Origin of the sequence: Aurantimonas sp. E1-2-R+4 (assembly GCF_036549515.1) — a bacterium.
GTDB lineage: Bacteria > Pseudomonadota > Alphaproteobacteria > Rhizobiales > Rhizobiaceae > Aurantimonas > Aurantimonas coralicida_A.
Genome location: NZ_JAZHLK010000001.1, coordinates 144,887 through 171,205, shown reverse-complemented (window position 1 = coordinate 171,205; position 26,319 = coordinate 144,887). Strand labels below are relative to the sequence as shown.

The 26,319-nt window shown below is 63.2% G+C and carries 23 protein-coding genes and 1 pseudogene; 9 read left to right on the top strand and 15 right to left on the bottom strand.

Going from position 1 to position 26,319, the window contains the following annotated elements; translation table 11 throughout:
• Nucleotides 1-37: 37 nt before the first annotated feature.
• Nucleotides 38-1,375 carry a peptidoglycan DD-metalloendopeptidase family protein gene (locus VQ045_RS00795; RefSeq protein WP_331828825.1) on the top strand — a complete coding sequence of 446 codons (1,338 nt, stop codon included), beginning with the start codon at nt 38-40 and terminating at the stop codon, nt 1,373-1,375.
• 33 nt (nt 1,376-1,408) lie between these two features.
• On the opposite strand, the gene prfB is transcribed toward VQ045_RS00795, so the two are convergent.
• The 3 genes from prfB to VQ045_RS00780 form a co-directional block, all read right to left on the bottom strand.
• Nucleotides 1,409-2,537, bottom strand: a protein-coding gene (gene prfB / locus VQ045_RS00790; RefSeq protein ID WP_327646653.1) for a peptide chain release factor 2 whose coding sequence is annotated in 2 segments (ribosomal slippage) — nt 1,409-2,467 and nt 2,469-2,537 — 1,128 coding nt in all. Because the reading frame shifts where the segments join, the coding sequence is not laid out codon by codon here.
• 124 nt (nt 2,538-2,661) lie between these two features.
• A complete protein-coding gene (locus VQ045_RS00785; protein ID WP_331828824.1) occupies nt 2,662-5,106 on the bottom strand; it encodes a penicillin-binding protein 1A in 2,445 nt (814 codons plus the stop codon).
• 166 nt (nt 5,107-5,272) lie between these two features.
• Complete coding sequence (locus tag VQ045_RS00780) at nt 5,273-6,556, bottom strand: N-acetylmuramoyl-L-alanine amidase (protein WP_331828823.1); 1,284 nt, start codon at nt 6,554-6,556, stop codon at nt 5,273-5,275.
• A 760-nt stretch (nt 6,557-7,316) separates the two neighbouring features.
• Here VQ045_RS00780 and VQ045_RS00775 point away from each other — a divergent pair.
• On the top strand, nt 7,317-10,124 hold the full coding sequence (locus VQ045_RS00775) for an Rne/Rng family ribonuclease (protein WP_327646656.1): 2,808 nt from the start codon (nt 7,317-7,319) through the stop codon (nt 10,122-10,124).
• Nucleotides 10,125-10,285: 161 nt separating this feature from the next.
• Here VQ045_RS00775 and VQ045_RS00770 read toward each other — a convergent pair whose 3' ends face one another.
• On the bottom strand, nt 10,286-11,437 hold the full coding sequence (locus VQ045_RS00770) for a pyridoxal phosphate-dependent aminotransferase (protein WP_331828906.1): 1,152 nt from the start codon (nt 11,435-11,437) through the stop codon (nt 10,286-10,288).
• 136 nt (nt 11,438-11,573) lie between these two features.
• Between VQ045_RS00770 and VQ045_RS00765 the strand changes: the two genes are divergently transcribed.
• From VQ045_RS00765 to aat, 6 genes are all read left to right on the top strand, one after another.
• Nucleotides 11,574-12,956 carry a M48 family metalloprotease gene (locus VQ045_RS00765; protein ID WP_327646657.1) on the top strand — a complete coding sequence of 461 codons (1,383 nt, stop codon included), beginning with the start codon at nt 11,574-11,576 and terminating at the stop codon, nt 12,954-12,956.
• A gap of 24 nt (nt 12,957-12,980) precedes the next feature.
• On the top strand, nt 12,981-13,766 hold the full coding sequence (locus tag VQ045_RS00760; RefSeq protein WP_331828822.1) for a DsbA family protein: 786 nt from the start codon (nt 12,981-12,983) through the stop codon (nt 13,764-13,766).
• Between the two features lie 118 nt (nt 13,767-13,884).
• Nucleotides 13,885-14,322, top strand: coding sequence for a type II 3-dehydroquinate dehydratase (gene aroQ / locus VQ045_RS00755; protein WP_327646659.1), 438 nt, complete (start codon nt 13,885-13,887; stop codon nt 14,320-14,322).
• 30 nt (nt 14,323-14,352) lie between these two features.
• The gene (gene accB, locus VQ045_RS00750; protein WP_327622225.1) at nt 14,353-14,841 is read left to right on the top strand and encodes an acetyl-CoA carboxylase biotin carboxyl carrier protein; all 489 of its coding nucleotides are present in this window, start codon (nt 14,353-14,355) and stop codon (nt 14,839-14,841) included.
• A gap of 10 nt (nt 14,842-14,851) precedes the next feature.
• Entirely contained in the window at nt 14,852-16,201 is a 1,350-nt protein-coding gene (accC, locus tag VQ045_RS00745; protein WP_327622226.1) for an acetyl-CoA carboxylase biotin carboxylase subunit, read from the top strand.
• 4 nt (nt 16,202-16,205) lie between these two features.
• Nucleotides 16,206-16,874: a leucyl/phenylalanyl-tRNA--protein transferase gene (gene aat, locus VQ045_RS00740; protein WP_327622227.1), complete on the top strand. Its 669-nt coding sequence runs from the start codon at nt 16,206-16,208 to the stop codon at nt 16,872-16,874.
• On the opposite strand, the pseudogene VQ045_RS00735 reads toward aat, so the two are convergent.
• The 8 genes and pseudogenes from VQ045_RS00735 to VQ045_RS00700 all read right to left on the bottom strand — a co-directional run.
• Nucleotides 16,814-17,158 (bottom strand): annotated as a pseudogene (locus VQ045_RS00735) (DUF2155 domain-containing protein); the annotation flags it as partial. The gene aat and the pseudogene VQ045_RS00735 sit on opposite strands and share 61 nt — an antisense overlap.
• A 247-nt stretch (nt 17,159-17,405) precedes the next feature.
• Nucleotides 17,406-17,786, bottom strand: coding sequence for an NADH:ubiquinone oxidoreductase subunit NDUFA12 (locus tag VQ045_RS00730; RefSeq protein WP_327622230.1), 381 nt, complete (start codon nt 17,784-17,786; stop codon nt 17,406-17,408).
• 104 nt (nt 17,787-17,890) lie between these two features.
• A complete protein-coding gene (locus tag VQ045_RS00725; RefSeq protein ID WP_327622231.1) occupies nt 17,891-18,394 on the bottom strand; it encodes a GNAT family N-acetyltransferase in 504 nt (167 codons plus the stop codon).
• Nucleotides 18,391-19,890, bottom strand: a complete 1,500-nt coding sequence (gatB, locus tag VQ045_RS00720) for an Asp-tRNA(Asn)/Glu-tRNA(Gln) amidotransferase subunit GatB (RefSeq protein WP_327622232.1) — start codon at nt 19,888-19,890, stop codon at nt 18,391-18,393. The genes VQ045_RS00725 and gatB overlap by 4 nt, the downstream gene beginning before the upstream one ends.
• Nucleotides 19,891-19,954: 64 nt before the next feature.
• Entirely contained in the window at nt 19,955-21,436 is a 1,482-nt protein-coding gene (gene gatA / locus VQ045_RS00715) for an Asp-tRNA(Asn)/Glu-tRNA(Gln) amidotransferase subunit GatA (protein WP_327622233.1), read from the bottom strand.
• Complete coding sequence (locus VQ045_RS00710; protein ID WP_327622234.1) at nt 21,436-21,903, bottom strand: GNAT family N-acetyltransferase; 468 nt, start codon at nt 21,901-21,903, stop codon at nt 21,436-21,438. Before VQ045_RS00710 ends, gatA begins: the two co-directional genes overlap by 1 nt.
• Nucleotides 21,904-21,909: 6 nt before the next feature.
• Entirely contained in the window at nt 21,910-22,197 is a 288-nt protein-coding gene (gene gatC, locus VQ045_RS00705) for an Asp-tRNA(Asn)/Glu-tRNA(Gln) amidotransferase subunit GatC (protein WP_327622235.1), read from the bottom strand.
• 121 nt (nt 22,198-22,318) lie between these two features.
• Nucleotides 22,319-23,020, bottom strand: coding sequence for a metal-dependent hydrolase (locus tag VQ045_RS00700; protein ID WP_327622236.1), 702 nt, complete (start codon nt 23,018-23,020; stop codon nt 22,319-22,321).
• A 99-nt stretch (nt 23,021-23,119) separates the two neighbouring features.
• Here VQ045_RS00700 and ruvX point away from each other — a divergent pair, with 99 nt between their 5' ends.
• The gene (gene ruvX, locus VQ045_RS00695) at nt 23,120-23,590 is read left to right on the top strand and encodes a Holliday junction resolvase RuvX (protein ID WP_327622237.1); all 471 of its coding nucleotides are present in this window, start codon (nt 23,120-23,122) and stop codon (nt 23,588-23,590) included.
• Here the strand turns inward: ruvX and VQ045_RS00690 are convergent.
• The 3 genes from VQ045_RS00690 to VQ045_RS00680 all read right to left on the bottom strand — a co-directional run bounded on the left by VQ045_RS00690 (nt 23,551) and on the right by VQ045_RS00680 (nt 26,296).
• Complete coding sequence (locus VQ045_RS00690; RefSeq protein WP_327622238.1) at nt 23,551-23,898, bottom strand: DUF6105 family protein; 348 nt, start codon at nt 23,896-23,898, stop codon at nt 23,551-23,553. The two genes, ruvX and VQ045_RS00690, sit on opposite strands and share 40 nt — an antisense overlap.
• Entirely contained in the window at nt 23,898-24,455 is a 558-nt protein-coding gene (locus VQ045_RS00685; RefSeq protein ID WP_331828821.1) for a hypothetical protein, read from the bottom strand. The genes VQ045_RS00690 and VQ045_RS00685 overlap by 1 nt, the downstream gene beginning before the upstream one ends.
• Nucleotides 24,456-24,640: 185 nt before the next feature.
• A complete protein-coding gene (locus VQ045_RS00680; protein WP_331828820.1) occupies nt 24,641-26,296 on the bottom strand; it encodes an acyl-CoA dehydrogenase family protein in 1,656 nt (551 codons plus the stop codon).
• Between the last annotated feature and the right edge of the window lie 23 nt (nt 26,297-26,319).

Below are 26,319 nucleotides of genomic sequence, written 5' to 3'. Positions count from 1 at the left end.
ATGACTGGGCCTCCGTCCCATCAACGAGGAACGGGAAATGGCGGCGAGCAAACACAGACGAACCTTTGGGGAGTACCGCGAGCCTCACACCATCATCATCGCCCGCGGCGAACAGGTTCGCCATTTCACGGTGGGGCGACGGTCGCTTCTGCTCGGAACGGCCTTTGCGGCTCTGATCTCTCTGACCATTGTCGCGGCGCCGACCTGGTTCCTCATGCAAGACGATATCGCGGCGCGGCTGACCGCGCGACAAGCCCAGATCCGTCAGGATTACGAACAGCGGATCGCATCGCTGCGTTCGCAACTCGACACAGTCACCAGCCGACAGATGATTTCGCAAAAGATCGTCGAGACAAAGGTCGACGTGCTTCTCGATCAGCAGGAAGAGCTCACCGCCCGCTACGACAAGTTGCGCCCCTTGTATGAACGCGCCCAAGAGGTTGGGGTCGCCCTGGCGTCGATTCCCCTGCCCACACCCAATCCTCGACTCGAGGTGGCGGATTTGCCGATGGGAGTGCTCGACACGCTCGTCGAGGACGAGGTCGGCGCTGCGGTTTCGCAGCCCGCTGCGGCCCTCGTCGATCCGATCCGTACCGGCTCGCTCGGCGAGCGGGCCGCTCTCACGACCGGATTGCGCCCCTCCGCGGCGGCGCCCGCCGAATTGGCCGGGAAGACCCAGGTCGCCGACGCGATGATCCGCGAGGTCGGACGCTCCATCGACATCGCCGAATTTCGTCAGATCGAACATCTACAGAGCATGGCGGAGACGGCCCGGACACGAACGCTCAAGATCGCCGCGGCACTGAAAGCGGCCGGGATCGACGTTCCTGAGCTCGATGAGCAGACTGCCACGGGTGGTCCGTTCGAGCCGGTACCTGTGGACTATGATTTCGACGAATCGTATGCCGAACTCGATACGGCCCTGGCATCTTTGCAGAAGGTCCATTTGGTGGCGACGACCCTTCCGATCTCGGCGCCGCTGCCCGGCAGTCGCCTCTCCAGCTCGTTCGGAATTCGCTCCGATCCCTTTCTCGGACGGCGCGGATTGCACTCGGGCGATGACTATGCCGCGGCGGCAGGCACGCCGGTCCCGGCCACTGCGCCCGGCACCGTCACCAAAGCCGGCCGCGCCGGTGGCTACGGCAACCTCGTCGAAATCGACCACGGCAACGGCATTACCACGCGATACGCACATATGTTGCGGGTCGACGTTAGCGTGGGCCAGACCGTCGCGAAAGGTACCAAGATCGGCGAGGTCGGCAGCACCGGGCGCAGTACCGGCCCCCACCTTCACTACGAAGTGCGGCGCGATGACCGAGCCGTCGACCCGGCACGATTTCGTCGCATCGGCCTGAGGATTGGCGCGCTCAGCTGACGGCCGGCCTTTACCCGCCCGTCCATCCTGTTCTCAGGCGATATCTTCGACTTCCACGTCGCTGCCATGCACGCGATGGGCCAGTGCCGCTTCCATGAACTCGTCGATGTAACCATCCAGCACGTCTTGGGGTGACGTGCTCTCCACCCCGGTGCGCAAGTCCTTCACCAGCTGATAAGGCTGCAGGACGTAAGACCGGATCTGGTGACCCCAGCCGATATCGGTCTTCGATGCGGCCTCGGCACTCGCCTCTTCCTCGCGCCGCTCGAGTTCGGCCTCGTAGAGCCGCGCGCGCAACATGTTCCACGCCGTTGCGCGGTTCTTGTGCTGTGAGCGCTCGGCCTGACACTGAACGACGATGCCGGTTGCCAAATGGGTGATGCGCACGGCCGAATCCGTCGTATTGACGTGCTGACCGCCGGCGCCGGACGCGCGATAGGTATCGATACGCACGTCGGACTCGGACACGTCGATCTGGATCGTGTCGTCGATCACCGGATACACCCAAACCGACGCAAAGGACGTGTGGCGTCGCGCCTGGCTATCATACGGCGAAATCCGCACGAGGCGATGCACGCCCGATTCGGTTTTCATCCAGCCATAGGCGTTGTGGCCCTTAATGAGCAGCGTCGCCGATTTGATGCCTGCCTCTTCGCCGGCATGTTCCTCGAGAACCTCCACCTTCATCTTGGAGCGGTCGGCCCAGCGCATATACATGCGCAAAAGCATGGCCGCCCAGTCCTGGCTCTCGGTGCCACCGGCACCGGAATGGACCTCGACATAGGTGTCGTTGGAATCGGCCTCGCCGGCCAGCAACGCCTCGATCTGCCGTTTGTCGACGTCGGCCCGAATTCCGCGGATCGCCTTTTCGGCTTCCGTCACGATCTCAGAATCGCCCTCCTCCTCGCCCATGGCGATGAGTTCGACGTTATCGCTGAGCGACTGGTCGAGGCGCTTGATGGAGCTGACCGCTTCGTCGAGATGCTGGCGCTCGCGCATCAGCTTCTGCGCCTCCGCCGCATCGTCCCAGATCGACGGATCTTCCGCCTTCTGGTTCAGATGATCGAGGCGCTTGAGGGATTGATCCCAGTCAAAGATGCCTCCTCAGCAGGCTTATGGCCTGCTTGATTTCGTCGACCATGGTCTCGATCTCGGCACGCATGCCGCAATCTCCTGATTTACTGGTGATTTGAATGCCGCCCCGACGGTCGCCGGGGCGCTTTGCGCAAGGAAAAGGGCGGTCGGCCCGCCCTTGAAGCGTCTATAACGCCGATGGCAGCGCTTGGCTAGAACAGCCCGCCAGCGCCCTGGACGATGGCCTGCTCGGCTTCCTGCGAGACTTCGCCGGAGCCGAAACCCGACGCGACCTCGTCCATGCCGATGACCTGGTAGGCATCCGACGGGCCGGTTCCGGGCTTGAACGCCTCCATGATCACGTCGGGTCCCGAGCCGCTGGCGCGCATGCCGGACTTCCGGTTGACGGCGATGATCTCCATGCCCTCCGGAGGTTGGAACTCGATCGGCTTGCGGTCTTTCAAAGCCTCACGCATGAAATCGATGAAGACCGGGGCAGCCATTCCGCCACCCGTCGCCCCGCGGCCCATCGGCGTCGGATTGTCGTAGCCGAGAAAGACACCGGTGACGATATCCGGCGTGAAGCCCACGAACCAGACGTCCTTCTCCTCATTGGTCGTCCCGGTCTTGCCGGCGATCGGAACGCCGAGTTCCTTCACCTTGGTCGCCGTACCGCGCTGCACGACGCCTTCCATCATCGAGGTGATCTGGTAGGCCGTCATCGGATCGAGGATCTGATCGCGCTCGTCGATCAGCTCCGGCTCGGGCTGGCCGTCATATCGGGTCGCATCGCATGACTGGCATTGGCGCTGATCGTGTTTGTAGATCGTGCGTCCATACCGGTCCTGGATGCGATCGATCAGCGAGGGCTGGAGCGAACGCCCGCCATTGGCGATCATCGAAAAAGCCGACACCATCCGCAGGACCGTCGTTTCGCCCGCGCCGAGCGCCATGGGAAGATAGGGCAAGAGCTTGTCGTAAATGCCGAACCGTTCCGCGTATTCGGCGACGAGTTGCATGCCCATGTCCTTGGCCAGGCGGACCGTCATGAGGTTGCGGCTCTTTTCGATTCCGAGGCGCAGTGTCGATGGGCCGGCGGAGCCGCCGCCGTAATTGGAAGGCTCCCAGAAACCGCCATTGCCGTCGGGCAGTGAAATCGGCGCGTCGAGGATGACGGACGCGGGGGTGTAGCCATTGTCGAGTGCCGCGGCGTAGACGAATGGTTTGAACGACGATCCGGGCTGCCGATAGGCCTGCGAGGCCCGGTTGAACTCCGACTCGGCGAAGGAGAAGCCGCCGACCATGGCCAATACGCGGCCGGTCTGCGGCTCCATCGCAACTAGCGCGCCCTGAATCTTCGGCGGTTGGCGGAGCCGATAGCCGCCGCCTTCCTCGATGCTCTCGACATAGACGACGTCACCACGCGAGACGACATCCGAGGCCGACTTCACCGTGCCCTGTCGCCCTTTGGTGTTCAGCCGCATCGCCCACTTCATGTCGGCGAGCGCGATCGTGCCGACTTCGCGTTTTGGGCCGAGCGCGCCGGAGACCTGGCGTGCCGGCTGAAGGCCGATGCTGATCCGGTCGCTGTCGGTGGCGAGAACCACCGCCAAGCGCCACTCGGGCACGTCCGCGAGCGGTTCGACCTTGCCGAGCGCCGGCCCCCAGTCGCTTCCAATGTCGATCCGCGTCACCGCGCCCCGAAACCCACGCGCCTCGTCATATTTGACCAGCCCACGCTGCAGCGCGGCGCGCGCTTCGGCCTGCAGCTGTGGATCAAGCGTCGTTCGGACTGACAATCCGCCTTCGTAGAGCGCATCGACCCCATAGCGCTGGATGATTTCGCGCCGGACATCCTCAGTGAAATACTCCGCTGCCGCCAGATAGGTGTCGGACGTGCGCGGATTGACGCCCAGCGGCTTTTGTTGAGCCTCGGCGGCCTCGGCATCGGTAATGATCTGATTCGTGGCCATCTGATCGATGACCCAATTGCGACGCTCGAGCGCTTTGTCTTCATCGCGGAACGGATTGTAGTTCTCCGGCGCCTTGGGCAGCGCCGCGAGATAAGCCGATTCCTCGATCGTCAGCTCGCTGACCGGCTTGTCGAAATAGGCCAGCGACGCCGCGGCGATGCCATAGGAGCCGAGCCCGAGGTAGATCTCGTTGAGATAAAGCTCGAAGATCTTGTCCTTCGAATAGGCTTGCTCGATGCGCAGCGAAAGGATCGCTTCCTTCACCTTGCGATCCAGCGTGCGCTCGTTCGTCAACAGAAAGTTCTTGGCGACCTGCTGGGTGATCGTCGATGCACCCTGCATGCGCCCACCCTTGGCCAGGACCAGGACGGCACGGGCGACACCTTCGAGGTCGATGCCGGGATGCTGATAGAAATTCTTGTCTTCGGCCGAGAGAAACGCGTTCTTGACCAGATCGGGAATCGCCTGGATCGGCAGAAACAAACGGCGTTGGCGCGCGTATTCGGCCATGAGCGATCCGTCGGAAGCGTGAACCCGCGTCGTCACCGGCGGCTCGTAGTTGGCCAGCACCTGATAGTCCGGCAAATCCTGCGCCATCTTCTCGACGTACCAGGCAAAACCGCCCGCCACGATCAGGAAGAAGATGGCTCCGATTCCGAAGAAATAGCCGAGCAATCTAATCATAAAAACTCCGTCCGCCCCAGGTGCGACACTCCGGTTCGGTCTCCTACCCGATCATGGCGCCGATTGGCCATCCGGCAGGTCTACAAATACGGTCGGGACGAACGATTGCCCTTTCCGCATACAATCCATCAACCTTGTTGTCGGCAATTGCGGCAAGGCCGTGAACTCAATCGGCTTTCGGTCGATCAATTGCCGTCTTCGTTGTTGATTTATCACACTCGTCGGCTGCAGTGCAGCCTCGTCGTCCTCCCTGCTCCGTTCCCCCGAAAAAATTCATCACAGCATCCGCCGTGGCGGCGGCCACCTCCTCGCGCCAGGCATCGTCCTGCAAGAGCCTTTCGTCCTGACGGTTGGAAAGAAAACCGAATTCGACCAGGACAGAGGGAACATCCGGCGCCTTTAGAACCTTGAACCCCGCTGACCGCTTGGGTCGATTGATCAGGCGGATGTCACGGGTCGCCAGATCGTGGACGAGCGACGTCGCGAAGTGCTCCGAGAAGCTGACGGTCTCCCGGCGCGTGAGGTCCAGCAGGATGTCGAAGACATCCGGTTTCTCCTTCTGCCATTCCTCGCCGGCAAAGCGGTCGGAGGCATTTTCCGCGGCGGCGACCTGCCGAGACAGCTCGTCCGATGCCGTTTCCGAAAGCGTATAGACTGTCGCGCCGCGCAAAGCGGATTGGCGAATCGAATCGGCGTGGATCGAGATGAAAAGATCGGCCCGCTCCCGGCGGCCGGCGGCGGCCCGCGCGTCCAATGGAATGAAGGTGTCATCTTCGCGGGTCAAAACCACTCTGACGCCACCCTTGGCGAGCAGCGAATCCCTCAGGGCGAACGCCAGTTCCAGATTGATATCCTTCTCATGCGTGCCGGAGCGCGACACCGCGCCGTTGTCGATTCCGCCGTGACCGGGATCGAGCACGATCGTCAGCTTCCGCTCGGGCTTCGCCGCGTTCTGTTTCAAATCAGTGGCCTCGGGCTGTGCGCCCGGTGCTTCGACCGAGGCCACGGGCCCGGGCGCTACGTCCGAGGGCTGAATTGACAGGACGATGACCTGCCCGCCCGGCCTTTCCTCGGTCCGGATCGCGGCGAATGCCTGTCGCTTGAGGCGAAAGATGAAACGATAGCGGTTGCTGGAGACGAGCCCGTGGCGGATGCTCTCGACGAAACCGTTCTCCGGCGGTGCCGCGATCGAGGCGGCCGAAAGCGTATCGATGAAGTCGATCGCGATCCGATCGGGATTGGCAAGCCGCAGTATGCGGGTCTGGGGTTTGCCTCGCAGAACGAAGGACGCGGAATATTCGCCCTTTCCCGCGCTCTGGCTCATGTCGGTAATCACCAAGTCCCGAGCGTGCGCCTCCCCCCGCCAGGCGAAGATCGCAAGCAGCGCCAAGACCGCGACCGGGAGCCATCCCCGACAGCCGGAAACCAGTGTTTGGACGAAGCGTGTCATGCCCCTGGATCCAGCCCGTGCTCCCATCTGGTAATCCTCGCCGCACCTAGCCGAGGCGGAGCCGACCTTCGACCCCGCGTTCGCCCGGGCGAACGCTATAAAGATGATCAGACTGGGGCGGAAGCCGCATCGGGTTCAACCCTGCCCCCCGCGCGCCATCGCCAGTCCCGCGAGACCGGCGCAGGCTTTTTGGTCCATGCCATTGGCTAGCGGCCAAAGCTTGCGTTGGCCTTGTCAGATCGGTGCAGCGCTACGCCCATTGCGATGTTCCCCTTGTTTCTTGCCCTCGGCCAGAATAAAAGCACAGACGAGGCTGACTATGACGGGAGGACCGTGTCGTCGTCGGGTCGAAAGCGGAACCGCCAGTGGACGCCAGCGTCTGATTGCAGCGGTTGCAGCACTTGGATCCTTGACGGCATCGACACCGGTCATCAGCTTCTCGGAAGATTTTCAATCGATACTGGAGCGCAGCTCCAGGCGATTTTCCAACGATGCGGATGCGCCCTGTTCGAAACAGCAGCCGGTCCGCGCGTTTCGTCGGCCGCTACAGCGGCCATCCAATTGTTGCAGGTCGTGATTTTGTCGTCAGCCTCCGCTTATAGCCCGACGTTCATCGCCAGTCCTTCCCGGGCCGGACGGTCGTCGCCGCGCGGAGAGGAACGGCAGCGAATCACGCCCCTTACGGGCTCGCGCCCCACGGTCGTCCCGCAGGCTTCACACGCCTCGTTACGGCCCGGCGCGAGCGCCCGGGAGTCCATTCATGGCAAACAAAATGCTGATCGACGCGTCCCACCCGGAGGAGACGCGGGTCGTCGTCGTCCGCGGTAGTCGGATCGAGGAATTCGATTTCGAATCGGAGCACAAGAAGCAGCTCAAGGGAAACATCTATCTGGCCAAGGTGACACGGGTCGAGCCGTCACTGCAGGCCGCCTTCGTCGAATATGGCGGCAACCGCCACGGCTTTCTTGCCTTCAGCGAAATCCATCCGGACTACTACCAGATCCCCAAGGCCGACCGGCAGGCGTTGATCGACGAAGAACTCGCCCGCGTCCAGGAGGAAGAGGACGAGGCCGACGAGCCGCGCCCCAGCCGTGGGCGTAGCCGCAGGGGGTCGCGGAACAAGGCGGCAGAGCGCAACGACGAGGAAAGCATCTCGGAGACCGTCGATTCGCAGGACGGCGAACCCGCGTCGGGCGAAGGCGGCGAATTATCCGAAGACCGGGATCAGCCTGACGTAGCAGCCGCCGGGATGCCGCAAGGCGAGTCGGCAGACGACGCCGCGGAGACCGACGCCGACGATTCCGATGGCGACGACGAGCCGACCTCTAGTCAATCACAACGCGGTCGACGCAGCAGCAGAGCTCGGCGCGGCCGTGGCCGCTCGACAAGCGACGACGACGCCAATGACGAGGCGAATGGCGACGAATCGGAGCAGATCGACGAAATCGGCTCCGAGGATGCGATGGAGGAGGTCCCGGTTCGCCAGAGCCGCCCGCGCCGCCAATACAAGATCCAGGAAGTGATCAAGCGGCGCCAGATTCTGCTGGTCCAGGTGGTCAAGGAGGAACGCGGCAACAAGGGCGCGGCGCTCACCACCTACCTGTCCCTCGCCGGTCGTTATTCGGTTCTGATGCCGAATACGGCGCGCGGCGGCGGCATTTCCCGCAAGATCACCAACGCGTCCGATCGCAAGCGTCTGAAAGATGTCGTGCGCGATCTCGACGTGCCGAAGGGCATGGGCATCATCCTGCGCACGGCTGGCGCGAACCGGACGAAGCCCGAGGTCAAGCGCGACTACGAGTATTTGATGCGGTTGTGGGAGACCGTCCGCAATCTGACGCTGTCGTCGATCGCCCCGGCCCTGGTCTATGAAGAAGGCAGCCTGATCAAGCGATCGATCCGCGACCTCTACAACAAGGATATCGACGAGATCCTCGTCGCCGGCGAGGCCGGTTACCGTGAAGCCAAGGACTTCATGCGGATGCTGATGCCGAGCCAGGCGAAGGTGGTGCAGCCCTATCGGGATCAGACGCCGATCTTCGCGCGCCAGGGCATCGAATCGCAGCTTGAAAAGATGGTGCATCCGCATGTCACGCTGAAGTCCGGCGGGTACATCATCATCAATCAGACCGAGGCATTGGTTGCCATCGACGTCAATTCGGGACGCTCGACGCGCGAGCACTCGATCGAGGATACGGCGTTCCAGACCAATATGGAGGCCGCCGAGGAAGTCGCGCGGCAGCTCCGTCTGCGCGATCTCGCGGGTCTGATCGTCATCGACTTCATCGACATGGAGGAAAAGCGCAACAACCGGACGGTCGAGAAGAAGATCAAGGATTGCCTGAAGAGCGATCGGGCGCGCATTCAGGTCGGCAGCATTTCGCATTTCGGCCTTCTGGAAATGAGTCGCCAGCGCATTCGCGCCAGCGTTCTCGAATCCACAATGCAGCCCTGCCCGGTCTGCGAAGGCGCCGGCCACATCCGATCGGCTTCCTCCTCCGCGCTGCATGTCCTGCGCACCATCGAGGAACACCTCCAGAAGCATTCGAGCCACGACCTGATCGTCAAGATCCAGACGGCGACCGCGCTCTACGTGCTCAATGAAAAGCGCCAGCGGATCGAAGAGCTGGAACGCCATTACGGTCTGCGCATCGTCCTCGCCGCCGATGAGAGCGCCGGTCATCAAAGCCTCGCTATCGAGCATGGCAGCGAGGCGGTGAAACCGGAAATCTCCTCCGACGTCGTCAATCCCGAATCGGTGGCGGCGGCCGAGATCGACGCTTTGGACGAAGCGGCTGACGAGGAAGCTGCCCGCAAGTCGCCTGAAACGATCGAGGAGGCAGATGAACAGACCGATTCGGATGGTTCTGACGGTGGCAAGCGCAGACGCCGCAGGCGGCGCAAGCGGCGGGGCGAGAACGACGACGAGACGGTTTCTGCCGAAAGCGACCAGTCCGAGCCGGAGACCGACAGCGACGCCGATGATGAATCGGCGGGCGATGACCGTGCTTCAGATCGAAGCGAGGATGATTCGGATCGGGGACGCAAACGTCGGCGCCGCGGACGGCGTGGCGGTCGTCGCAATCGTGACGAGACCGGCGGTGCGGACGACGGGACCGAGGCGGGCGGCGACGCTGCGCAGGAGGCGCAGCCCGCGAACGCCGAGGAAGCTGGCGATGCCGTTGCCGTGCCGCACGTCGAGGTAGTGCCTTCGGCCCCGCTCCAGCCAGTCGCTATGGATGCGGCTGGGGAGACGAATGCCGCGTCCGCCGAAACGTCCGTCGCGACATCCGGCGAACGCAATGGGGAAGAGCTGGCAGCAGCGGCGCCGGAGTCTGCTCCGGCCGCGGAATCCGCTTCGCGCGAAACGCCGGAAGCCGCGCCGAGCGAGATGGCGGACCAGGAGATGGTGTCGCCCGCCTCCGCGGCCAATGACGACGTGCGCGAAACCCAAGTCGAAGAGTCCGGTGAGCCGGTGGTGACATCCAGCGACGCGACGAAGGAAACTACCGAAACCGCGGAAAAACCGCGACGTACCGGCTGGTGGGCGCGGCGCTCGTTCTTCTGAGTCCCTCGCGACCTCCGTGCCGTCGGTTCTCGATAACGCGGGTTCCGGCTGCGCGGCACGGCGCGCCGGTCGGGTTTGGCCTTCCAACGCAACCCACAAAGACAACGGGCGACCTCGCAAGGGGCCGCCCGTTTCTGTTGGCAAGCGAGGCTGGCTTGCACCTACCGGGCGGAGTTCGCCGCGATTCGCTCCAGAGCTTCGCTGAGCGTCGCGTGGTCGCAGGCATAGGATAGCCGAACGAACCCCTCCCCGCGGCGTGGATCGAAGTCCGTGCCGGGGGTGATCGCGACATGGCAGTTTTCGAGGATGGCCTTGGCGAAGGCGGTCGAACTCGCCTCACCCTCTGGGATGGCCGCATAGGCATAGAAGGCGCCGTCGATCGGTGCGATGTCACGGAACCCGAGCGATGGCAGGCGATCGATCAGAAGATCACGGTTGCGCACATAGCCATCGCGAACCCGATCCAGCTCGTCTCTCGCATCGAAGACGGCCGTTGCGGCGACCTGCGAAAGCTCGGGCGCCGAGATATAAAGGCTCTGGCCAATTCGCTCGGCCGCGCGCATCAGGTCCGGCGGCAGCACCAGCCAGCCGATCCGCCAACCGGTCATGCAGTAGTATTTCGAGAATGAGTTGACGACGATCGGTCGCTGCGAGAATTCGAGCGCCGTCGCCTCCGCCTTGCCATAGGCTAGGCCATGATAGATTTCGTCCGAAATGAACCGGATGCCCTCAGCGTCCGCATATTCGACCAGCCGACGCAGTTCCTCGCGCGGCGTCATGGTGCCTGTCGGATTCGCCGGGCTTGCCACGAGGACGCCGGCAACCGGGCCGGCCTCATGCGCGCTGCGTAGATGCTCGGCCGTAAACACGTATTCGGTCGACCGATCGACTTCGATTTCCACCGGAACCAGACCGAGCGCGCGCAGGATGTTGCGATAGGCGGGATAGCCGGGGGCGGCGATGGCGATTCGATCACCGGGGTCGAAGGCGGCGAGAAAAGCGAGGTTGAAACCAGCCGACGAGCCGGTCGTGACCATGATTCGGTCCGCGTCGAGCGACTGCCCGTAAGCCTCGGCATAATGCCGCGCGATCCGCTCGCGCAAATCGCGCCGGCCGAGAGCGTCCGTATAGGCGATGCGGCCATGATCGAGCATACGCCGCGCCGCAGCGCGCGCGATCTCCGGTGCCGGCGCCGCCGGTTGCCCGACAGCCAGCGAGAGGACCGAATCTCCTTGTGCGATCATCCGGTTGGCCTCGGCCAGCACGTCCATCGCGCGAAACGGATCGATGTCCGACCGCCGGGATGCCGTCATTGTGAGCAGATCGGACACTGTTTCATTCCTGTTTCGCCTCGAATTCGCCGGATTAGAATGCCGGAACAGCGGAGTTTGGCCCCTTGATCCGGGGAGGATATCCGCTTGAATGGCCGGGTTTGGAAGAGGACCTAGCATGAATTTGTCGCCCCGCCGTCTGTCGGCCCGTTTGACCGCGATCGCCGTCGCCCTTGCCGTCGCGCTGGCCCCGGTCGCGGCCGAGGCCGCGCGAAGTGAAAAAGCCAGTCTTCCCGTGGTCCGGGACGCCGAGATCGAAGCGCTGATCGGCGAGTACGCGCGGCCGATCCTCAAGGCGGCGGGATTATCCCGCTCGGGCATCGAGATCGTCCTGGTCAATTCCGGCAGCTTCAACGCCTTCGTCGCCGGTCGCCGGATTTTCGTCAACACCGGGGCGATCATAGCGACCGAAACTCCCAACCAGCTGATCGGCATTCTCGCGCACGAGATCGGGCATCTGGCGGGCGGCCACCAACAGCGACTGCGCCAGCAATTGGAACGTGCCAAGACGATCGCCATCGTGGCCGGACTGCTCGGCGCTGGCGTCGCTGTGGCCGGTGCGTCATCAGGCGCGCGCGGGGCGGCCCAAGCCGGTGCGGGTCTTATGGCCGGCGGCGGCGATCTCGCGCGACGGGGGCTGCTCAGCTATCAGCGCGGCGAGGAATCGACCGCCGACCGGGCTGCGCTGACCTATCTGCGCAAGACCGGCCAGTCGGGAAAAGGGCTTCTGGAGACCTTCGAGACCCTCGATCGCAACAATCTTTTCGCCAGCGGACGCTCGGGCAACTATCTGTCGTCGCATCCTTTGCCGCGCGAGCGTATTGCGGCCTTGAAGCAGGTCGCGCAGGAAAGTCCCGATTTCAGTCGCCAGGATTCGCCGGGCCTGGCTCAGCGGCATGATCTGGCACGAGCCAAGATCGTCGCCTACAATGGGGGAGCGTCGGAGGTTCGGCGGCTGTTCGCCCGCAATCCGCGCGGTCTGGCCGCACTGTATGGCGACGCCATCGCGACGCATCTGTCCGGTTCCCCTGCGACCGCCCTGCAAAAGATCGAGGCGCTGATTGCGGCCCAGCCGAACAGCCCGTGGTTTCACGAGATGCGCGGCGAGATTTTGATGGATGCCGGTCGCTGGCAGGAAGCGGCAGCCGCGTTCTCCAAGGCCGTCAAGCTCGACAAGAGCGGCTCGGGCATCCTCAAGGCTGAGGTCGGACAGGCGCTCGTCACTGGCGGGGATCGCTCGCAAATGGACAAGGCTGTGGATTTGATCCAATCCGGCCTGCAAAGCGACCCGGTCAACTCCGTCGCTTATCGATTTCTCGCCATGGCCTATGGCCGCCTCGGCGATGTCGGTCGCGCGGAGCTTGCCACCGCAGAGGGCTACTGGCACGGTGGGTCTTTCCGTCAGGCGAAGATTTTCGCGACGCGGGCCCAGCAGAAATTGAAGCCAGGCTCCCCAGCATGGCTGAAGGCCCAAGACATCATCCAGACCAAGATCCGCTGACGATCCAGAAGGAACCGCCTCCTCGTGACCAAAATCAAGCTCCTCGCCGCCGCCGCACTGGCGATCGCATTCGCCGTGCCCGCCAGCGCCCAGCAAACGATGACCGCAAAGCCGGCACAGACATCCTTCGACGAGGCCGAGAGCCGGGCTATCGAAGAGATCGTTCATGACTATCTGGTGACGAACCCCGAGGTTCTTCTGGAGGTGATGGACGCGCTGGAGATCAAGCGATCAGCGCAGCAGCTGGCCTCCCAGAAGAAGGCGATTACCGACACTGGGCCGGCACTGTTCGAAACGCCCGAAGGCACGACTCTGGGCAATCCCGACGGCGATGTCACCGTGGTCGAATTTTTCGACTACAATTGCAGTTTCTGCAAAAGGGCGATGGCGGATATGGACGCGCTGGTCGAGAATGACCCCAATGTGCGTTTCATCCTCAAGGAAATTCCGGTGCTCGGCCCGCAGTCGCTCGAAGCGGCGACCGTCAGTCTGGCATTCCGTGAACTTGCTCCCGAAAAATATGCCGCGTTCCATCGTGACCTACTTGCCGGACGGGGAGTCGCCGACGAGGCCAAAGCGCTGACGGTGGCGGAGGGTTTTGGTATCAGCGAGGAACAACTGCGGCCGGTGATGGGGTCCTCGGCCGTCAAGGCGGCCCTGCAGGAGGCGGATCAACTTGCCCAAGGGCTGGCGATCAATGGCACGCCCTCCTACGTCATCGCGGACAAGGTGCTGCCTGGTGCCGTTGGCGTGGCGGATCTGACCGCCACCATCGCCAATGTTCGAAAATGCGGCAGTGCGAACTGCTGAATCCTTTGGATGACGAGGAAACGCGATAGGTGGCGCTTTCCCCGCGCCAGCTATCGCACTATAGGGATTTGCAAGCCGTGCGGGCGCCGTACGTGATTGTTGAACCCACCGAGGATCGATGACCCCGACGATCTACATCCTCAACGGACCCAATTTGAATACCCTTGGCCTCAGAGAGCCTGAGATCTATGGGTCCGCGACACTTGCGGACGTTCAGACCCGGTGCGAGGCAGCGGGTACGGAAGCCGGATTCGAAATCGTGTTTCGGCAATCGAACCATGAAGGCGAATTGGTCGAGTGGATACAGGAGGCGCGAGACGCCGCCGCGGCGATCATCATCAATGCCGGCGCCTACACGCATACCTCCCTGGCCATTCACGACGCGCTCCGTTTTTTTGGCAAACCAGTGGTCGAGGTCCATATCTCGAACATCCATGCGCGCGAGGAAATCCGGCATAAGAGCCTGATTGCCCCGATCGCGGTTGGGATGATCGTGGGGTTTGGGCCGGTTGGTTACGAACTCGCCATCACCGCACTCAAAGCACGTCTTCGATAAAAGCGAGCCCGAAGGGGCCGAAGGACCGGAATGTCGAACGCAGAAAACAATGTGGACTCCGCCCTCGTTCGCGAGCTGGCGACAATCCTGAACGACACTGACCTCACCGAGATCGAGGTCGAGCACGGTACGCTCCGTGTCCGGGTGTCGCGCCAAAAGGACTACGTGGTCGGTCATCCCCAGGCTTTGACCTACGCTCCATCTCCCGAGCACGGTCAGCCGGCGCCTGTGGCGTCGCAATCCGGAGTATCCCCTGTCAACGCACCTGCCTCTACCGGTCCGGAGCCCGGCACTGTCCCCTCGCCCATGGTCGGAACAGTTTATCTCTCATCCGCCCCTGGGGGCCGGCATTTCATTGAAATCGGCCAGCAGGTCGCGGAAGGCGAAACGCTGCTGATCATCGAAGCAATGAAGACGATGAACCAGATCCCGGCACCGCGGGCCGGCAAGGTCGTCAAGATCCTGGTCGAGAATGCCCAGCCAGTGGAATACGGCGAGCCGCTCGTCGTGGTCGCTTGAGGGGCACGGGATGGTCAAGAAGGTTCTGATTGCCAATCGCGGCGAGATCGCACTGCGAGTTCTGCGCGCCTGCAAGGAACTCGGCATCTCGACGGTCGCGGTGCATTCGACCGCCGACAACACGGCGATGCATGTGCGGCTTGCCGATGAAAGCGTGTGCATCGGGCCACCGCCGGCGCGCGACAGTTATCTCAATATTCCCCAGATCGTCGCCGCCTGTGAAATATCGGGCGCCGACGCGGTTCATCCCGGCTATGGTTTTCTGTCCGAAAATGCCCGCTTCGCCGACATTCTCGAGGCGCATAACGTCACCTTTATCGGCCCAACCGCCGACCATATCCGGATCATGGGCGACAAGATCGAGGCCAAGCGCACGGCCAAGCGCCTCGGCATCCCAGTCGTTCCCGGCTCGCCGGGTGCGGTGACCGACGACGACGAAGCTTTGAAAATCGCCAACGACATCGGCTTCCCCGTACTGGTCAAGGCATCCGCCGGCGGCGGCGGACGTGGCATGAAGGTCGCGCACTCGGCTGGCGACCTTTCCAACGCGCTGGCGACCGCCCGCGCCGAAGCGGGATCGGCCTTCGGCGACGACGCGGTCTATCTCGAGAAATATCTGCAAAAGCCGCGCCATATCGAGGTGCAGGTTTTCGGCGACGGAGCCGGCAATGCCATCCATCTTGGCGAGCGCGACTGCTCGCTACAGCGGCGCCATCAAAAGGTCTGGGAAGAGGCGAACTCGCCCGCACTCGACGATGCGCAGCGCGCAAGGATCGGCAGTGTCTGCGCGAACGCCATGTCCGAGCTTCGTTATCGGGGCGCGGGGACGATCGAATTTCTCTATGAAAACGGCGAGTTCTATTTCATCGAAATGAACACCCGTCTGCAGGTCGAGCACCCCGTGACCGAGGCCATCACCGGTCTCGACCTCGTACATGAACAGATTCGTGTGGCGAGCGGTCAAGGACTGTCCATTAAACAATCCGAGATTCAGTTCTCCGGCCATGCCATCGAATGCCGGATCAATGCCGAGGATCCGAAGACCTTCGCTCCCTCACCCGGTGAGATCACGCATTATCATATGCCTGGCGGCCTGGGCGTGCGGGTCGATTCCGGCGTCTATCAGGGCTACAAGATTCCGCCTTTCTACGACAGCCTGATCGGCAAGCTGATCGTGCATGGCCGCAACCGCGCCGAATGCATGATGCGGCTACGCCGAGCGTTGGACGAGATCGTCGTCGATGGGGTCAAGACGACGCTGCCGCTGTTCCGTGACCTGGTCGACAACCCCGACATCGGCACCGGCGACTACGACATCCATTGGCTGGAAAACTATCTCGCCGCGAAGGCGATGGATTGACACCATGGTCCGGCGCGGCGGACAGCGGTTCGAGATCACGCCGAGCATTCTTTTGAAAGCCTATGCCTGCGGGATCTTTCCGATGGCGGAAACCGCCGACGATCCCGGCATTTTCTGGATCGACCCGACCGAGCGCGGGATATTGCCGCTCGACGAGTTTCATCTGTCGCGGAGCCTGCGCAAGACGATCCGGCGCGCTCCGTTCGAGATCCGGGTGGACACCGCCTTCCCGGCCGTGGTCGATGGCTGCGCCGAGGCCGCCCCCGGCCGGTCGCAGACCTGGATCAACTCTCAGATTCGATCGCTGACCCTGTCGCTGTTTCGCGAAGGCTTCGCGCATTCCGTCGAGGTCTGGGAGGGGGAGGAGTTGGTCGGGGGACTCTATGGCGTTTCGCTCGGCGCGGCGTTCTTTGGTGAGAGCATGTTCTCACGCCGGACCGACGCCTCGAAGATCGCGCTCGCCTATCTGTGGGAGCGCCTCAGCCGCGGCGGCTACCGCCTGCTCGACACGCAGTTCCTGACCGATCATCTCGCCTCGTTCGGCGCAATCGAGGTGCATCGCGATGCCTATCAGGTGCTTCTGGCGGAAGCGGTCTCCGAGGATGCGACCTTTTACCCCTCGGGAGCGGGAACGGCCGAATCGCTCTTACAGCTCTTCAACCAGACATCGTAGACTGGGTGTTCAACGGCGTTGAGACCGGGGGAATCGGCGAACATCCAGCCGGAAAAAATTTGCCGGATATCGCGCTGCAACGTTATCTCGTCGACCTGCACAAACGCGTCGGTCTTGGCGATCTGTCCCTCGGCGCTGCTGTAGCAGACTTTCGGCGTGACCTGCAGCGCACCGAACTGGACCGTCTCGTCGATATAGACGTCGAAACTGGTGATCCGACCGGTGATTTTGTCGAGACCGGAAAACACCGCGACCGGGTTCGAGACGCGTTCCTGCGCCGCCGCCGGCGAGATCCCCAAACCAAGGGTCGCGGCGACCAAGATCGAACTCAGAATACGGTTATTCATCAAATCTTCCTCGACGTGTCGAAAGCCGCTATCCCGACATGACCACACCACTCTGTGCCAGACGATTACGGCAGAGAATTGAGCGTTTGAAACCGGCGCCATTTTGCCGACGCAGGGCAGACCGGGAAATAGGAACGGTGCCGGTCCATCGGCAGTCTGGATGGACAACGCGCCTCTCTGTCGATTACGGCGTCCAGGCGTCGTAGTCTCCGGTGACACGCGGACGCTCCGCCGGATTGAGCAGCGAGCCTTTGGGCCGGTACGCCAAGGGGGTGCCGGTATGGTTCGGCTGGTGCGGCTTCTGCCAGCTACGAGGGACGTAGTCCTCTGACGACGGTGGCGTATCGACACGGTGGTGCATCCAGCCATGCCAGCCGGGAGGAATGGCCGACGCGTCCGCTGGACCGTTGTAGATCACCCAGCGCTTGGAGCCGTCCGCGTTCTGGTAATAGACATTGCCCAGATGATCCTCGCCGAGGCTCCGGCCGAACCGCCAGGTGAAAAACCGGGTGCCGATCGTCTGACCGTTCCACCAGGTGAAGATCTGAAGCAGCCATTCCTTCATGGGGATCTCAATCCGTCTCGATGCTGGCCGCCGCGATGCGCGCCGCCGCGATGCGGGCTCGTTATGCTGCCGCCGGGGAAAAATGTCCACCCGGCCGCGAGCGGTCAGGTCAGGCGCTTTTCATAGACCGCGGCGGGGATTCCCGATGTGTCGTCGCAGCAATTGGCGGTCGATCCCGTACATGCGAATCCCGCGCTCCGGTAGAATCGGATCGCCGGTTCGTTGGCCTCCTCGACCTCAAGCCGCAGCCGCTCGGCCTGCGGGAAGCATTCCTCGATCTCGGCCAGCAGGCTCCGACCGATGCCGGCCCGCTGGCAGCCAGGCCGAACGTAGAGTTGGTGCAGGACGATTGTCCTGCCGTTTCCTTCGGTCGCGGCGGCAAAGGCCATGCCGCCAAGCCGCCCGCCGTCGTCAGCGACCAGGAACTCGGAATTCAGCCGGCCGAGCCGTGGCTTCAGCGCATCCACCGAATGCCACGACGCGGTGAGTTCCGACACCCGCGCCGCGCCGTAGATGCCGTCATAGGTCGCGTGCCAGGTCTCGCGAAGCAGATCGCTGATCGCCTGAAGATCGCGCGGTCCGGCCGTGCGGATGAAGAACGGCGTCATTCGAGCCCGAGCTTGGCCTTGACCAGCGCGTTCACCGCTTGGGGGTTGGCCTTGCCGCCAGTTGCCTTCATCACCTGGCCGACGAACCAGCCGGCCATCGTCGGCTTGGCCATGGCCTGGCTGACCTTGTCGGGATTGGCGGCAATCACCTCGTCCACCGCCTTTTCGATCGCGCCGGTGTCGGTCACCTGCTTCATGCCGCGCTCGTCGACGAGTTGCTTGGGATCACCACCCTCGTTCCAGACGATCTCGAAGAGGTCCTTGGCGATCTTGCCTGAGATCGTGCCTTCGCGGATCAGGTCGAGGATCGCGCCGAGCTGCTCGGCCGAGATGGGCGATTCGTCGATCCCCTTGCCGGCCTTGTTCAGCGCCCCGAGCAGGTCGTTGATCGTCCAGTTGGCGGCCTGCTTGGCGTCGCGGCCGTCGGCCACCTTCTCGAAGTAGTCGGCGATCGCCTTTTCGGAAACGAGGATGGAGGCGTCGTAGGGCGACAGCCCGGCATCCTTGATCAGCCGGTTCTTCTTGTCGTCGGGGAGCTCCGGCAGTTCCTTCAGCAGCGCGTCGATATAGGCCTGGTCGAATTCCAGCGGCAACAGGTCCGGATCGGGGAAATAGCGGTAGTCATGCGCGTCTTCCTTGGTGCGCATCGCCCGCGTCTCGCCCTTGACCGGATCGAACAGCCGCGTCTCCTGGTCGATCGTGCCGCCGTCCTCGATGATCGCGATCTGACGCCGGGCCTCCGCTTCGATCGACTGGCCGACGAAGCGGATCGAGTTGACGTTCTTGATCTCGCAGCGGGTACCGAAGGCGCCGCCGGGACGGCGCACCGAGACATTGACGTCGGCGCGCATCGAGCCTTCGTCCATATTGCCGTCGCAGGTGCCGAGATAGCGCAGGATAGTGCGCAGCTTGGTCAGATAGGCCTTCGCCTCGTCGGCCGAGCGCATGTCGGGCTTGGAAACGATCTCCATCAGCGCGACGCCCGATCGGTTGAGGTCGACGAATGACATGGTCGGATGCTGGTCGTGCATCGACTTGCCGGCGTCCTGTTCCAGGTGCAGCCGTTCGACACCCACCTCGATCTCCTCGAACTCGCCCTTGGAGTTCGGTCCGACCGAGACGCTGACGACCCCCTCCCCGACGATCGGATCCTTGAACTGCGAAATCTGGTAGCCCTGCGGCAGATCCGGATAGAAATAATTCTTCCGGTCGAACACCGAGCGATGCTTGATCTCGGCCTTGAGGCCAAGCCCGGTGCGGACTGCCTGGCGCACGCACTCCTCATTAATCACCGGCAGCATACCGGGCATCGCCGCGTCGACGAGGCTGACGTGGTTATTCGCCTCGCCGCCATATTCGGCGGAAGCGCCGGAAAACAGCTTGGCTTCCGACGAGACCTGGGCGTGAACCTCCATGCCGATGACGATCTCCCAGTCGCCGGTAGCACCGGAGATGAAGTTCTTCGGATCGGGTGTGCGGGTGTCGATGAGGGTCATGGTCGGCTTTCAGAGGAAGAAGCGGTCTGGGCACTGACGGGTGAATTGCGAGCTCTCGTTGATGTTACCACCACTTGGCCGGCTCGAACCGTCCGGCCGCCTGCTCGATGACATGACCGAGCGCGAACAACGTTTCCTCGTCGAACGGCCGACCGATCAATTGGAGTCCCAGCGGCAGTCCGTCGCCAGTCAGTCCGGCCGGCACCGCAATTCCCGGCAGACCCGCCATGTTCACGGTGACCGTGAAGATGTCGTTGAGATACATTTTCACCGGATCTGAGGCCATTTCCTGGTCGGCGATGCCGAAGGCCGCCGAGGGCGTCGCCGGCGTCAGCAGCGCGTCGATGCCGTCGGCATAGACGGTCTCGAAATCGCGTTTGATCAACGTCCGGACTTTTTGCGCCCGCAGGTAATAGGCATCGTAATAGCCGGATGAGAGCACATAGGTGCCGATCATGACTCGGCGTTTGACCTCGCGGCCGAATCCCTCGGCGCGGGTCTTCTCGTACATATCCGCGATGTCCTTGCCCGGCACGCGCAGGCCGTAGCGCACGCCGTCATAGCGCGCCAGATTGGACGACGCCTCGGCCGGCGCGACGATGTAATAGGCTGGAAGCGCGTATTTCGTATGCGGCAGCGAGACGTCGACGATCTCGGCGCCAGCGTCCTTCAGCCAGGCGACACCCTGCTGCCAAAGGGTTTCGATCTCGCCCGGCATGCCGTCCACCCGGTATTCCTTCGGGATGCCGATCCTGAGCCCCTTCACGGAGCGGCCGATCGCTGCCTCATAGTCCGGCACGTCACGGTCGACCGATGTCGTGTCCTTCGCATCGACGGAGGCCATCGATTTCAACAGGATCGCCGCGTCGCGGACATCACGGGCAATCGGCCCGGCCTGGTCGAGCGAGGAGGCAAAGGCGACGGTGCCCCAGCGCGAGCAGCGCCCGTAGGTGGGCTTGATGCCGACCGTGCCGGTGAAGGCGGCCGGCTGGCGGATGGAGCCGCCGGTGTCGGTCGCCGTCGCACCGGCGCAAAGATGCGCCGCCACCGCCGCGGCCGATCCGCCGGACGAGCCGCCGGGCACGAGGTCGAGGTTGGAACCCTTCTTCCGCCAAGGGTTCTTGACCGGGCCGTAATAGGACGTCTCGTTCGACGAGCCCATGGCGAACTCGTCCATGTTGAGCTTGCCGAGCATTACCGCGCCGTCAGCCCACAAATTGGCCGTGACGGTGGATTCGTAGCGCGGCTTGAAGCCGTCGAGAATGTGGCTGCAGGCCTGGGTGTGGATACCTTCGGTCGCGAACAGATCCTTGATGCCGAGCGGAATGCCTTCGAGCGCCCCGCCCTCGCCCTTGGCCAAGCGCGCGTCGGACGCCTTCGCCATGTCGCGCGCCTTATCGGCCGTCACCGCGACATAGGCATTGAGCGCGCCATTGGCCTGGTCGATGGCGGCCAGATAGGCGTCCGTCAGTTCGACGGCGCCGATGTCCTTCGACGCCAGCTTGCCGCGTGCTTCCGCTATGGTCAGTGAAGTCAGATCATTCATCAGGTCAGGGTCTTCTCATAAAAGCAATTGTAGGCGGAATCCGGATAATCGAGGACTGGACCGCAAGGCGTGAAACCCGAGCGCTCGTACAGCGCCCAGGCCGGTTCGAAGCCCGTGGTCGACCCGGTTTCGAGAACCAGCCGGCCAAGACCGAGGTCGCGAGCCTTGGCTTCGATCGCCCGCAGAATTTTCCAGCCCGCACCAGTGCCACGCACGGCTGGTGTCGTGAACATTCGCTTGATCTCGCCAAGCGTCGCATCATGCACTTTCAACGCCCCGATCCCGACCGCTTCGCCGGTGTCGTCGCGCATTACAAACACGGTGGTATCCGCATCCGCCATCTGTTCGGCGGTCAGCTGGAATTGAAACTCCGGGGGCGAGAGTGGTTGCAGATAGCCATTGAGGCTGGCAACCAGCGTCCGCACTTCATCCTGGAGCGGCGTTTCCACCGCGATCGTAACGGCCATCGCCGGCTATTCCACCACCTTCGGCACGACGAAGAAATGGTCGTCGCTCACCGGGGCATTGGCCATGATGTCGTCGACCTTCGCCCCGTCGGTGACGACATCGGCGCGCTTCTTCATTGCCATCGGGATCACCGAAGTCATCGGCTCGACGCCTTCGACGTCGACCTCACCGAGGTGCTCCACGAAGCCGAGGATGGCGTTGAGTTCGCCCTCCATGGCTGCGACGTCGTCGTCGGTAACGGCGATTCGGGCCAGCCGGGCGACCCGGCGGACGGTATTGGTATCGACGGACATTGCGGCCCTATGGTTGTGACAAGATTTTCGCGAGCTATAGCGGCGTGGCCGGCACGAGGCAACGGCGCGTCCCGTCCATCATCCTCACGCTGGTCGAAGGAGGGTCTGACGGCAGAACCCCTCAGACCCCGAAGGCTTCTCCGATCGCCGGATTGCGGACCTTGCTGGCCTCCCCTTCCATCGCTTCGATGAACTTGTCCGGCGTCGCGTCGAGCATGGGGAAGGTGCCCCAGTGGATTGGCATGATCGTATCGAAGTTGAAGTAGCGTCGGCAGGCCAAGGCCGCCACAGCCGCCCCCATGGTGAAGCGGTCGCCGATAGGCACCATCGCGATCTTCGGCGCGTGCAGCTCCTCGATCAGCGCCATGTCGGCGAAAATGTCGGTGTCGCCCATATGATAGACCGTCGGCCCGTCGTCGAAATGGAAGACGAGGCCGTTTGGCATGCCGAGATAGGTCACCGTCCCGTCCTCCTCGACATGGCCGGACGAATGGAACGCTTGTGTGAAAGTCACGGTAAAATCGCCGAAGGCGATCGTGCCGCCGGTGTTTCCCCCTTCGCCGTTCTCGGCGCCCTGCTTGCCCAGCCAGTTCACCAGCTCGTAATTGCCCACGATCTTGCAGCCGTGTCGCTTCGCCAGTTCCACCGTATCGCCGACATGATCGGCGTGGCCGTGGCTGAGCACGATATGCGTCACGCCTTCGGCCGCCGCTGCCAGATCGCCCTTGAAATGCGGATTTCCCGTGAGAAACGGGTCGATCAGGATAACCGAAGCGGCCGTCTCGATTCGAAATGCGGAATGGCCGAAATAGGTGATCTTCATGAAGCTGCTCCTTGCCGTGGAAGGAAAACCCGGCGGTTTGCCATAGTCTGCGCTCGCCGTGCTAACTGCGCGTAAAGGCGGAACGGTCAAGGATTTGGAATGCCCATCCTCGCAATCGATGAGTTCGCCGCAAATGTGCCGGAAGGTGCAACGATCGCTGGTATCGACCTCGGAACCAAGACCATCGGGCTCGCCGTCTCGGATCTCGGACAAGGCTTCGCGACGCCGCGCAAGGTAATCCGGCGGGTCAAGTTCACGATCGACGCCAAGGCCCTGTTGGCCGCTCTGGACAGCGAACGCGTCGCTGGCATCGTGGTCGGCCTGCCCCTCAATATGAACGGCTCCGAGGGGCCTCGCGTCCAGTCGACCCGGGCTTTCGTGCGCAATTACGCGCAGTTCGACCCGCGTCCGGTGCTTCTTTGGGACGAGCGGCTGTCGACGGTGGCAGCGGAACGCGGCTTGCTGGAAGCGGACGTCTCGCGCCGCAAACGCGCCGAGCGGATCGATTCGGCTGCTGCTGCCTTCATCCTTCAGGGCGCGCTGGACAGGCTTTCGTCGCTGCGGCCATAGGCGACGTAGGCAGGCGCCGCAAATGCATTCGGCTCGGATGCTCGGCGGTTCTCCCACCACGCGGCGATCTTGCGACGCTTGCGAAATGCGACGATGGCCCCGAGAATCAGACTGTCGACGACAAGGGCCTCGGCGATCATGCCGGGAATGGCAGTCGGCTCGATCCCCAGCATGGTCCCATACATGTTGAAGACTTGATCATGCAGCGCGCGGGAGAAGAACACCCCGCCCAGATCGTTGAGCGACAGGAAATACCAGCCCCAGAAGAACGCCAGCGGGCCGAGCCAAAGGGCGAGAAGCTTACGCATCAGTGGCCATCGCTTTCTTCGAATTTCGACGACCGCTGATTTTCGATCAACGCCCTGCGCTCGGCTGCCCGAATGGACTGGAGTATCGTCTCGAACGTCGCGTCGTCGGCGCCGTCCTCGTCGACTTCCATCAGATGGTCGAACAGCAGCGCTCCAAATGTGAACGCTACTGAGACGAGGAAGCCCGGCCCCTCCCCGAAGACCTCGGCGACCGGCGAACCCATCAGTGCCGTCGATGCGTAAAGGGCGACAAGCGCTACAAGCACGGCACCGGCGATGGGCTCGGCCCTGCGCGCGGCGGCCACCGACGATACGTTCAGGCCGGCAATCCCCACGCCGAAACCGATCGCCAATGCGGCGAACATCGCAGCGAAGGCGAGCGCCTGATGCGGAAGCAGGCCGAGATCAAGGGGATTGGGCATCAGGGCCAGCAGGCCGCCCCACCCGTCACCCGGCAGACCTCCGAGCATCCCTGCCTCTTGAGCGAGGCGCAGGCCTGTGAGAGCGGTGAACCCCGTCCAGGCACTCAGTGCCAGGGTCGTCGCCAAACGGCGCATGGGTGCCTCCCTACGTCATGGTTACCAGTTCATTAACGCCCAGTCTCGCGATCCGCTCCCTTCGCCGCAACCGATACCGAACGTTAACCTTAATGGCTCCGGGCCACTCCCCCGATTTCTCTCCGGTTCTGGAATAACTTCCAACTCCCCATAGGGTTGCCGCAAAAACCCGAGGTATACCGTCGTCAGCGGATCGGTGGATAAAGATTATCGACGATGGCGCGGGAGTCGTGACGCAGATCGAGCATCCCGTAGGTGTGGCGGAACACGCCGCCGAGCCGCGTATCGACGAAGGCATCAGCGGCGCGCGCGGCGTTCAGACGACGCAACGCGGCAGCCGCGCCGGCGAGCGCCAGTTGCTCGGCAAACAGCCGGCATGCGCCTTCGTCGGACAGGGCCATCGACAGCGCGGCCCGCAGGACGCCTGGCGTGCCGCCCGCCGTGACGCCCAGATCCGTTTCGATCAGCCCGATTACCGTCTCGAAGGCATCCGGGTCCTGCCGCAGCACCCGGGCGAGATCGAGCGCCATGACGTTGCCCGAGCCTTCCCAGATGGCGTTCACCGGCGCCTCCCGATAAGCTCTGGCGAGCCGCCCATCCTCCACATAACCGTTGCCGCCGAGGCACTCCATCGCTTCGTAGGTGAGCGCGGGCGCCAGCTTGCAGACCCAATATTTCGTCACCGGCGTCATGACCCGCGCCCAGGCCGCCTCGGCGGCGCCGTCGCCATCCTGCGAGCGACGGTCGAAGGACTCGGCCAGGCGCAACGACAGCGCCGTCGCACCGGCGACGTCCAGGGCCATGTCAGCGAGCACCCTGATCATCTGAGGCTGATCGACCAGGACATTGCCGAACACCTGACGCTCGCGGCAATGATGTACCGCCTCGGCGAGCGCGCCTCGCATCAGGCCGGCGGAGGCAAGCGCACAATCGAGCCGGGTCAGCGTGACCATGTCGATGATCGTGCGGACGCCCCTCCCCGAATCGCCGATCCGGACCGCCTCGGCATCGATGAATTCGACCTCCGCCGAAGCGTTGGAGCGGTTGCCGAGCTTGTCCTTGAGCCGCTGGATGAAAAGGCCGTTGAGCATATCGTCGTCGCGCCGCCGCGGCATCAGGAAGCAGGTCGGGCCGTCGGCGGTCTGTGCGAGAACAAGGAAAGCATCCGACATCGGCGCGGACATGAACCATTTGTGGCCGGTGATGCGGTAGCGGCCGTTTCCGATGTCGACCGCCCGCGACGTATTGGCGCGAACGTCCGTCCCGCCCTGCTTCTCCGTCATTCCCATGCCGAGCGTGACGCCTGCCTTGGTCAGCGGCGGCTTGACGCCGGGGTCGTACTGCCGGGTCGCGATTGCCGGCAGCCACGCCTCCCGCACCTCCGGCGCTGCGGCGAGAGGCGCGACCGCCGCGCTGGTCATCGTTATCGGGCATAGATGACCGCATTCAACGCCAGCCGTCATATAGAAGCGCACCGCTCGGGCACGGTGGCGAAAGCCCTCCTCCTCGACCGGACCGCTCCACAGCGACGCATGCAAGCCGTCCGCGATCGAGCGGCGCATCAGCGCATGATAGGCAGGATGATAGTCGACGAGTTCCAGCCGACGTCCCTTCTCGTCGAAACGGCGCAACTTCGGCGGTTCGGTATTGGCGAGGCGGGCAAGGTCGTGGGCCTCGGCGGAACCGCAAAACCGCCCATGCTGCTCCAGCGCCAGGAGCGTCGCGTCGCCGAACTCCGCCGCAAGATGCCTCAGCAGCGGGTCGCTTCGAAAAGCATTGAAGCCGGCGTAATCGGAAGACTGGTTGACCACATCATGGGTCTGTAATGTCGTTTCGGCCATATCAGCCTCCTCGTTCGGTTGGC